This is a genomic window from uncultured Gimesia sp., from assembly GCF_963972345.1.
Classification (GTDB): domain Bacteria; phylum Planctomycetota; class Planctomycetia; order Planctomycetales; family Planctomycetaceae; genus Gimesia.
Genome location: NZ_CAXAVM010000234.1, coordinates 1 through 10,495 on the forward strand (window position 1 = coordinate 1; position 10,495 = coordinate 10,495).

At 50.1% G+C, this 10,495-nt stretch carries 5 protein-coding genes and 1 pseudogene; 3 read left to right on the top strand and 3 right to left on the bottom strand.

Going from position 1 to position 10,495, the window contains the following annotated elements:
• Positions 1-643 (top strand): DUF1295 domain-containing protein (locus AACZ40_RS25530; RefSeq protein ID WP_339676372.1); only part of this gene is annotated, 643 nt, incomplete at its 5' end.
• On the top strand, positions 640-1,743 hold the full coding sequence (locus tag AACZ40_RS25535; RefSeq protein ID WP_291174819.1) for a cyclopropane-fatty-acyl-phospholipid synthase family protein: 1,104 nt from the start codon (positions 640-642) through the stop codon (positions 1,741-1,743). The genes AACZ40_RS25530 and AACZ40_RS25535, both read left to right, overlap by 4 nt.
• Before the next feature lie 92 nt (positions 1,744-1,835).
• On the opposite strand, the gene AACZ40_RS25540 is transcribed toward AACZ40_RS25535, so the two are convergent.
• From AACZ40_RS25540 to AACZ40_RS25550, 3 genes are all read right to left on the bottom strand, one after another.
• Positions 1,836-5,951, bottom strand: a complete 4,116-nt coding sequence (locus AACZ40_RS25540) for a PAS domain S-box protein (RefSeq protein ID WP_291174817.1) — start codon at positions 5,949-5,951, stop codon at positions 1,836-1,838.
• Positions 5,952-6,253: 302 nt separating this feature from the next.
• Positions 6,254-8,659 (bottom strand): hypothetical protein, encoded by a 2,406-nt coding sequence (locus AACZ40_RS25545; RefSeq protein WP_291174814.1) that lies wholly within the window; start codon positions 8,657-8,659, stop codon positions 6,254-6,256.
• Between the two features lie 69 nt (positions 8,660-8,728).
• Positions 8,729-9,259, bottom strand: a complete 531-nt coding sequence (locus AACZ40_RS25550; protein ID WP_291174811.1) for a DUF6790 family protein — start codon at positions 9,257-9,259, stop codon at positions 8,729-8,731.
• A gap of 518 nt (positions 9,260-9,777) precedes the next feature.
• Here AACZ40_RS25550 and AACZ40_RS25555 point away from each other — a divergent pair.
• A pseudogene (locus AACZ40_RS25555) lies at positions 9,778-10,495 on the top strand (aspartate kinase); the annotation flags it as partial.

Sequence of the window (10,495 nt, forward strand, 5' to 3'; positions counted from 1 at the left end):
GGGCCGTGATGACGGAGATCTGACGAGACGCATCGTACTGGCGGTGCTGGCAATGATCTGGGCGCTGCGACTGAGTGGGTATGTACTCTGGAGAGTTTTGACGATGCCCGAAGATGGCCGTTACCAGACTTTGAAAGAAAAGTGGGGACCCGCAGCACAATCCCGCATGTTCTGGTTCTATCAACTCCAGGCGCTGGGGAGTCTGTTGTTTGCTTTACCGATGTTAATCGCTGCCGGAGGAACGTCGCCTTTTGGTCTGATGGATTTACTGGGGGTTCTGATCTGGCTGATCGCCATTTGTGGTGAGTTGATCGCCGACAGACAGTTGTCGCGCTTTCGCAGCAGTCCGGATCATAAAGGACAGGTCTGTCGAGAAGGGCTCTGGAACTATTCGCGGCATCCCAATTATTTTTTTGAATGGCTGCACTGGTGGGCGTATGTCTGCCTGGCCTTGAGTGCTCCCTGGGGCTGGCTGACGCTGTTTGGGCCGATTCTGATGTTGTATTTCATTCTGAAAGTGACGGGTATTCCTCCGACGGAAGCGCAGGCGATTAAAAGTCGTGGCGCTGCTTATCGGGAATATCAACAGACGACAAGTGCCTTTTTTCCCTGGCCACCCAGAACAAAGCAGGTGACTTCATGAAACATGATCTAATGACCAACGTGGGAATTGAACTGGTAGAGCGGGGCTGGATACCAGATGCGATTATTCGACGTGCCATTAGAAAGTTGTGCACTCAGCGGCTGGTTAACCTCGATCAGGGTGAGCCGGAATCAAACAGGATACAACAGGAGCACTTCCTCGCCGCCAGTCGACAGAGCCCGATTGCCCTGGTGCCGGAAAAAGCCAACGAGCAGCATTATGAAGTTCCCGCTGAATTTTATACACACGTCTTAGGCTGTCATCGCAAGTACAGTTGCTGTTACTGGCCGGAAGGCGTGGAGACATTGGACGAAGCAGAAGCAGCCGCACTGCGAATGACTTGTCAGCATGCCGAGATTGAGGATGGGATGTCCATTCTTGAACTGGGATGTGGCTGGGGCTCATTGACGTTATGGGTGGCGGAAAACTATCCCGCCTCTCGAATTACTGCCGTCTCGAATTCTCGTTCTCAGAAAGAGTTTATTGAACAACAGGCAGCAGTTCGAGGAGTCGCGGACCGAGTCACCGTGATCACCGCCGATATGAATGATTTTAAACCGGAGAATACTTATGATCGTATCGTATCCGTTGAGATGTTTGAGCATATGCGGAATTATGAACGACTCCTGCAGCGGATTTCCGGCTGGTTAAATGAGCAGGGAAAACTGTTGGTACACATTTTTTGCCATCGGGAATTTGCCTATGAATTCAATGATGAAAATGCCGATGACTGGATGGCACGTCATTTCTTTTCCGGGGGGATCATGCCCAGCGATCAGCTCTTGACAGAGTTTTCCGAACAGATGCGTGTGGCAAAACAATGGCGCTGGGAAGGTCGACATTATGCGAAAACAGCCGAAGCATGGCTCTCAAAACTGGATCAGCAGCGCGAGATGATCATCCCGGTTCTGGCTGCGACATATGGAAAAAAGCAGGCAGCACGCTGGCTGATTCGCTGGCGGTTATTCTTTATGGCCGTTGCAGAGTTGTTTGGATATCGCGAGGGGATGGAATGGTATGTATCGCACTATCTGCTGGAACCACAGTCTGCAGAAAAAACAAATAGTGTTTCTGCAGCGAAAGAATATTCCTCATTCTGATTCGACAGAAACCCGTTTTACTGTAGCGCCTTCAGGGCCATTTAAGCCAGGTACAATTGATTGAGAGTCACTATGCAAAAATGTGATGCGCGTTAGAGTGCATCCGAATCCATGAATTCCAATTCTGTCCTGATTCGGGGGATTTCCTCAAGGCAGCGCTGCATTTCCTGCGTCACTTCGTCAATGAGGTTCGCAATTTCTCTCAGATCTGATATCTCTCCCACCTGTTCAATTTCACTGGAGAGCTGTTGGAGCCTGGTGGCACACAGGATACTCGTCGCCCCTTTGAGAGAATGTGCTGCATCAGAAACGCCTCTGACATCAGATTGTTCTGCTGATTTACGGATTTGTGTGACGCGTGCTTCCCCCGATAATTCCAGTTCATCGAGCAGGGAGTTGATTAATTCCAGATTTCCACTGCAGAATTTAGTTAATGCGAGTGTATCAATGCCGGGTTGATGCGTTTCCGCTCCTGGAGGATGGTCTGCTGAATGTGGTTTCGTCTCTACTGCTCGATTCTGCTGCAGAAACTGTTCCATCACCATGCTGATCTGGTCCCTTTGAACTGGCTTACTCAGATATTCATCCATGCCTGCTTCCAGGCAGCGTTCCCGGTCACCTTTGATCGCATTTGCTGTGAGTGCAATGATGGGCAGTTTATTCTTCAGCAGTCCCTGTTTCTCCAGTTCGCGAATCCGTCGCGTTGCTTCCAGACCATCCAGTTCCGGCATCTGGCAATCCATCAATACCAGGTCATAATCATTCTGCAGCACGGCATCAACTGCTTGCTGACCATTCAAAACGGTATCGCATTGGCAACCCAGTTGTTTAATTAGTTCCGTCACGTACAGTTGATTGATTCTGTTATCTTCCGCAAGCAGGACGCGTTTGCCTTGAGAGCAAATCTGCTTTTGTTGATAAGAACCGGAACTGCTTTTGGGTGGTTCATTTATCGGAGTACCCAGCAGTTGGTAAATTGTGTCAAACAATTTGTGGCGATGTACCGGTTTTCTCATAGTGAGTGTGATATGACATTCCTGCAACTCGTCAGGGTCCAATTGCGTATCTGGTGAGCTGGTCAGCAGGATGATCGGTATGTCTGAACGTCTCAGAGCGCGTCCCGTTTCCAGTCCGTTCTGGTCTGGCATTTCAAAGTCAGTCACGATAATGTCAAAAGGCGTGCGCCGGTTACTGGCTCTCTGAATGGCAGCTTTAGCGGCGGACACAGACGAGACCGCAACCGTTTCCAGTCCCCATTCCCGGAGATACTCGATCAGGATTGTGCGGCTGGTCTGATTGTCATCGACAACCAGGGCGCGATTGCCTTCAAGCTGATTCTTTATTTGCGATGGTACCGATCCGGAAGACACTACTTCAAAGGGGATTTCAAACCAGAAGGTGGAACCGACTCCTTCCTGGCTCTCAATTCCGATGGTGCCCCCCATGAGTTCCACCAGGTTTTGTGAGATGACCAACCCAAGTCCTGTGCCCCCGTAATTTCGGGTAGTGGAAGCATCTACCTGTGAAAAGGACTGGAACAGTCGATTCAGTTTGGATTGGGAAATACCGATCCCTGTGTCTGTTACTGAAAAATGAATCCGAATCTGTTCATGCTGGCGTGCAACCGTTCTGGTACGTACAACGACTTCACCCGAGTCGGTAAATTTAATCGCATTCCCGATCAGGTTGACCAGGATCTGCCTTAAGCGGTAGCTGTCACCCTTCAGCATCAACCGCGATTCCGGATCGACAAAGCAGGGGAGTTCCAGATTTTTTTCAGTAGTACGCCACACCATGGTACTGACCGTATCCATCAGCACGTTTTCCAGATCAAAATCATGCAGATCCAGATCCAGTTTCCCCGCCTCGATCTTAGAGAAGTCCAGGATGTCATTAATCAGATTAAGCAGCGACTCACCGCTGTTCCGGCAGGCATCGACAAACTCCTGCTGACGCTGATTTAAATGGGTTCCAGCCAGCAGTTCTGTCATGCCAATGACTCCATTCAGTGGCGTACGCAGTTCGTGGCTCATGTTTGCCAGAAACTCACTCTTGGCCTGACTGGCTTCTTCTGCAGTCTGTTTTGCTGCTTTGAGCTTTTCTTCCGCTTCCTTCTGTGTGGTAGCATCCAGCACAAAGCACAGGCATAAATCTTCATCTTCTTCCAGGCGGGTCATACCCAGTACGACGGGGACCCGTGAGCCATCTTTACGGAAATATTCCTTTTCCAGTGGTTTTACAGAACCGGTTCTGGTGATTTCGTCAATCATCTTCTGATCGCATTCCCGCCATTCGGGGGGAGTCAGTTCTTTACCATTAATCAGTCCGGCTTCCAGATCGTCCGCGGTGTAGCCTAGAATTCTCAGTAGTTCGTGATTGGCCTGTTCGATTGTCCCGTCGAAGTGGCAGGTCATGATTCCCAGAATGTCTGCCTGCAGTAATTTATTAAATTGAACGTTGGCTTTTCTGAGAGCCAGTTCCGAGTGCTTTCTGGCGGTGATATCCACCTGGGTGGCAATGAAGTTCAGCAAAATGTCATCATCATCCAGCACCGGGTCAATTTTCAATTCGATCCAGTATTCCTGTCCGAGTCGATCATAATGGAGAAGCTCCGTGGCAATACTTTCCTTGCGGTCCAGATGTTCTTTGATCACGGCGATTGACTCAGGATCGGAATTCGGTCCCTGGATGATTTCACACAAATTCTTTTCCATGACTTCAGTCAGCGTATAACCGGTCAGGCTGGTAAAGGCATCGTTTACCCATTCAATATGGCCGTGTGCATCGGAAATGATGACAGAGTGCTTGGTTTTACTGGCAACCAGGGAGAGTTTTTTCACCTTTCGATTGTACATCTGCAGCGCTTTTTCGGCTTCCTTGCGCCCCTGGATATTTTCGATGACGAAGATGAAGTATTGGGCCTCTCCCGACTGATGACGGAGGAGAGAGACAGTCATGTTGGTCCAGACGGCGGTACGATCCCTGGTAAGGTAGCGTTTTTCAATTGTGTATGATTCAATCTCTCCGGCAAGCATGCGTTTCATGTTTTCCAGGTCTGCATCCAGTTCATCCGGATGTGACAGTTCATGGATTCGCAGTTTGAGCAGTTCTTCGCTCTGGTAGCCGACAATTTTGCAGAATCCCTGATTGACTCGCAGCCATCGACCATCGGGAGAAACATGAGCAATTCCCATCGCGGCCTGCTCAAAAGTGCTGCGGAAATTCAATTCGCTTTCAGTCAGGGCATTTTCCTGGAGCTGTTTATTCGTGAAATCATGACAGACGCCGATAAACTGTTCCGGAACACCATCCTCTCCAAACACCACACGACCTTGCAACTCGATGTAATGCACGGAACCATGAGCGTGAATGACACGGTACTGTGCGTGATAAGGCTCACCCGATTCAATACACTCATCAAACAGCTTTTTTACATAGTCACGGTCGTCAGGATGCAGACGCTGGCTGAAGTCCTCGAAACAGAGGTCCGTCGCTTCCTGTTCTATACCGAAAATTTCCCTCGTTCGTCGATCCCACAAGAGTGTGTCCGTTTTCAGATTCCATTCCCAGACTCCAATCTGACCTGATTCCAGCGCAAAATCCAGGCGTGCTTTACTCTGCTGCAACTCCCGCGCTAACAGTGCCGTCGAAGGCAGTTTCAGGGCTTCAGGGACCAGGCGGATCAGAACAAATACCGTGATCCAGGAAACGATGGCGGTGCAGGCCTTGATCAATCCGGAGAACCGATAGATGGGCCACCAGAAGATGCCGGCTTCTATTAAATGACCAAAGCCACAAAACAGAATGAAGGCAGCAAACAGCCAGATGATTTTGGGAAATGGCAGATCTTTTCGTTGCAGAAGAAAGTAGAGCAGCACAACGGGAATCGCAAAGTAGGCACCAAAGATGGCAATGTCAGAAATAATATGCAACCAGCCCACATCAGTTGACCACGTACCACAGTACCACCGCTGGGGAAAGCTGCTGGTGTCAAACAGATTGGAAAAAAAGACAGCGGGCCCCTCTGCCTGCAGTTCCGGTTTTGCGGTCTTCTGAGCACAACGACCATCGGGACAACTCTTAATGGCAGCGGAAGGTGCAACTTCTGCGGCCATCAAAGAACCGTAAATCCCGGTCAGGATCAAGCCTGACAGGCACGCAATTCCAATTCGTCTGGCGCGAACTTTCAGTACAATTTTCGAACACATAATCTGATCTCATACAGTGATGAAAGGAGCCAGTGATGCTGCTGTGCCAGGCAGAATCGCTGCGGGCAGATAATCAGATCCCCGTGGGATGCATGAACCGCCTCTGAAACTTAGGTCAGATTTCTATGAAGTTGAGTGAAAAACCGCGGCCTTCACCTGAGTTGCAGGGAGATTCCTCACTGCGTTAAAGATCGTAGAACCGTTATCAAAGTCATGATGAGGAGAATCGGACTCAACAGAAAGCGAATTTCAGCAGGGGTATCCAACCACTGTGTCGAATCGAGAATGAAGCTTCGAAACGGCTATTCCATTTGTTCTGGCGGTGCTTCCGTCGTACGATGATTCATCTGCTTCACCTCTTCAACCAACCGCTGTTGAATCTCCTGGATCTGTTCCTCAAACGATCGCATCAGCGCCCGATCATTTTTGATCTCCGCTTTGATCTGGTCGACTTGCTGTAGTGGCGCAAATGGATCTGACAGGGCTTGATATCGTTTCCGGTGATCCCGGTTCTCTGCCTTGATCAGAGAGGGGAGGGCAGCCAGGTAAACCATCGTCACGACCAGCAGGGCGATCAGGCTGGAACGCCTCAGCAGGCGAACTCCCGCCCGCCAGTTGCTCGGTCGCGAACTGTCATCAGCAGAACCAGGCTGCTGGTCGTTGGGAGAACGTGACCAGCGCAGCAGAGACCAGATGAGAAGAATAGAAAGAGACAGCAGAACGGCGAATCCTTCACCATGTCGGGCCGTCCATTGCGGATAAATCCAGATCCATGTGGGTAGCTGCTTTTGTGATTGTTTAATCCAGGCGGCCAGTGCTTGAGATAGATCTGCATCTGCCACGGAAATCTCTCTGCCGAACCAGGTTTGCAATTCCGTAGGATTCAGGGTGGCCCGTAGGACTTCTGCACCGGTGGGAACGGTGAGCAGAGTGACCAGGAAAACAAGACCGCAGGCAGTCAGCTTTCGACGTGCAGACTGCTCGGAGGAACGTAAAAAACGAATCACAATGAATACTGCAACTCCGTAGATAACCACGAGCAGCAGTGAAACCGGGATGAGCAGCGCCAGGGATGCGTGTATCCAGTTCTGTTCCACGAATGCCAGCAGGGACGTGAATTGAAAATAGAGCAGGACCGGAACCGCCAGGACCAGCAGCAGCGAAATCAACTGCCACCAGGACAGGTTATTTTGCCGGCGGATCAGCCACAGAGAAACCGTCAAAACCAGGATCAGGCTCAGCCAGCAAAGGCCCAGCAGCAAACCGTTCCCTAACTGTTTCGAGAGCACATCAGCCGGGATCACACCCCAGATAAACAGGCTCAGACTCACTCCAGTGAACCAGGCAAACAGGGTTCTCCACCAGCCCGGCCGAGGCGCGGTGTTGTCAGCTGGTTGACCGGTCAAAGAGCCTGCCAGCATCAACAGCAGCGACAGCGGAAGCAGGTAGATGATGAATCGCTGAGAAGGATCTATCAGTACGACAGCGGGGGACACTTCAACAGCAGGCTGCTCATCTTTCTGTTTTTGGTATCGATCCACGGCTTCCCTAAAGATGTTCCGCTGCAACCAGGCCTGTTGCAGGTCTTGCTTGAGTTCTTCTCTTTCCGCGGGTTTGAACGATTCCGGATGTAATTGCAGCACCTTGAATAATTGCCCCAGTCCTGATGTGCGGAAGCTAAATTTGAAGAATGTCTGCTCGTAGAAATTCTGTTTGCCCGTTAATTGCTCTGCGATCCGCAGTTCACGGTCCGCATTCTTGATCACCGTATCATACTTTTGTTGTCGCAGATCGGATTTGCAGGCATAGAGCAACCAGCGAGACAGTTGAGCGACGAAACTGAGAGCTGGGGAAGAGGCATTCCTCTCTTCAGCAGCTTTAATCTGATTTTCCAGGGGCAGCGTTGTCTGTTTTAAGAATGCCAGTGTGGCTGTCCAGGTGATCGTGCCCACATCCAGGATTGGTTTTTTCAATCCTGCCTGCAGCCGTTGCTCAGCCTGTGCGTAGATCTGGGGATTGGTGATTTTCAGAGTCAGTCGATGTTCCTCATCCCACTCCGGTTCAGCTGACTGCTGATAGTACTGCAGCGCCACCAGGTAGTCATAGAGGGCATTTTCCGGATCGTGAGCCGCTCCGTCTTCGAGCACCTGCAGCCAGTCTTCAGGATATGGCTCTCGTTCTGATTTTTCACGGACCGCAAACAGCAGCAATGCGCGTTGTCTCCAGAAGTCGACATCCTCCGGGGCCAGACGCGTGGCGATGGCTGCCTGTTCCAGACACGCAGCGCGGCAGATGGACCGATATTCCGCCTGGGATTGATCGTATGTAAAAACAATTTCCTTAGACCGTTCCTGCAGGTCCTGGTTGGATTTGATATTTCGTTTGAGGAACCCATACTGTGGATTGGACAGCATCCAGGCCGCTCCCAGTGCGACCTGGGGATCGGTCTGTGCCGACGGGATCCGGTTGATCTGATCCAGCCAGTATTCCGCCTGAACAGCGGGCGTTTCCTCTCCAATTGATGTCGGCTGGTCAAACAGTCGCAGTATCTGGACTTTCCAGTCATTCCGGAATGACCGCCAGCCGGCAGGGGAACTGCTGACAACCACAATCAGACGCAGACTGAGTAATACCAGCATCCCCAGCAGTAACAGCTGAGGCCAGTTTGCTTTTAAATGCCTGAAGTTTTCCGTAGTAAGAAGTTTCATGTAATAGTGACAAACGTCAGCAGGCCGAATGCAGATTAAACAGATCTAGAATTTTTTATTTCAGGCCTGTTATTGATCATTGGCAGAAGCTTTAGCGGCTTTCTGATACCGCCACTGCAGTCCCAGCAGTACAAATCCGATGAGTGGAATCAGGAGGTCAGTATAAAAAATCACACCGGCATTTCCGGGGGCAAAGTTGTGTGCTGTGATCATCTGGTAGATGTGGCCGCCCGCAGCGCCCAGCAGGAACATCGACGGCCCCACGACTGCCGCAGCCCGCATGCCGAAACTTCCACGAAATGCCAGAAAACCCACGACGGCATAACCCAGGCTGGCAGTCCCCACCTCGAACTGAAACGGACTCTGCTCCCAGCCAATATACCGGGCCGCGGTCTCGCCGAAAAAAGAATGCATCATGAAGTTATAGAAAAAGGAACAACCAATCGAGAACAGAAGAAAGTAAGCAAACAGCGCTTCGATGATAATCGAGGCGCTCAACGGACGTTTCTGTTTCCAGAGGGAAATGCCAGAAACGAGTAGCCCCAAAACCAGGAAGCTGAGGGTGAAGTTTTCCAGTACGAGTCGGATCATTGTATTCATCAAAGTCCTTAGAATGCGATCATATTAATAATTATGCGATCAGAAATTCAGAGTAGTGTCATAATTTTCAAAAAACAACTAATTTCACTTTGACCCCTGAATTTTATTGATCAAACAGGTTTGAGTGATGCTGTGATGCGTATGATGGGCAAGCGCTTAGCTGTAGAACAGCATTCATACAGTTGCGATGGGATCGTCATTCGTATATTGTTAATTTATCCAGTCGATGTGTCATCTCGTTTGAAATGACTCCCTGTGAATTCCGATGACGGTTTGACGACACGTGTTGTCCCTGAATTCGTGAACTCAAAGCCCTTGTATCCCCTGGCTGATCATCTCCAGGCAGATAATACCGGGCAGATAACCATTGACGTCGAATCGAGAAACGACTCCGTCTGCTTTTAAATAACATATTCATACACAATAATGAAATTCCACAGTTAGACCTTCTGTTATCGACCAGATGTAAACAGCAGTGAATGAATCACGACAAAGTTTAAAGAGAGAAACCGGTTAGAATGACAAATAGTGTAGTCTGTAAGTTTGGTGGCAGCTCCGTAGCAAACGCAGATCAGATCGAAAAAGTGCGACGAATTGTTACAGCCAATTCTCAGCGTCGCTTCGTAGTTGTCTCCGCACCAGGGCGTATCCATAAAAGCGAAGAAAAAATTACAGATCACCTGCTGAATATTGCCTCGAATGGAACACACTTCCAGGAAAAACGTAAGACTGTTACCGCAAGCGACAGCAAGCTGGCAGTGATAGATCGATTTACCAGTATCATCAATGATCTGGAAATTGATGGCAAAAAATTGCTCGAATCGCTCAAACAGGACCTCGAGACGAAGCTGGAGGGCGAACGCCAGATCGCATTTCTGGCATCTCGCGGAGAGCACTACAATGCTCGTGTTATCGCTGCTTATTTTCAAAAACAGGGGATGGAGTCCCGGGTTAGTCTGCCAGAGGATTTCGGTCTCTTGGTGACAGAGAGTTTTCTGGATGCCAAAGTCGAAGAAATTGCCTATGAAAATATCGCGGCCCTGGATGGCACGGAGATGATCACCGTTGTCCCCGGGTTTTATGGCGTGACAGAGAATGGCGAAATCGCTGTCTTCTCGCGTGGCGGTTCCGATCTCACCGGAGGCGAAATCGCGTATGCCATCGATGCAGACAAATACGAAAACTGGACCGACGTAAATGGGGACCTGGACTCGGATCCCGGCATCATCCCCGCCG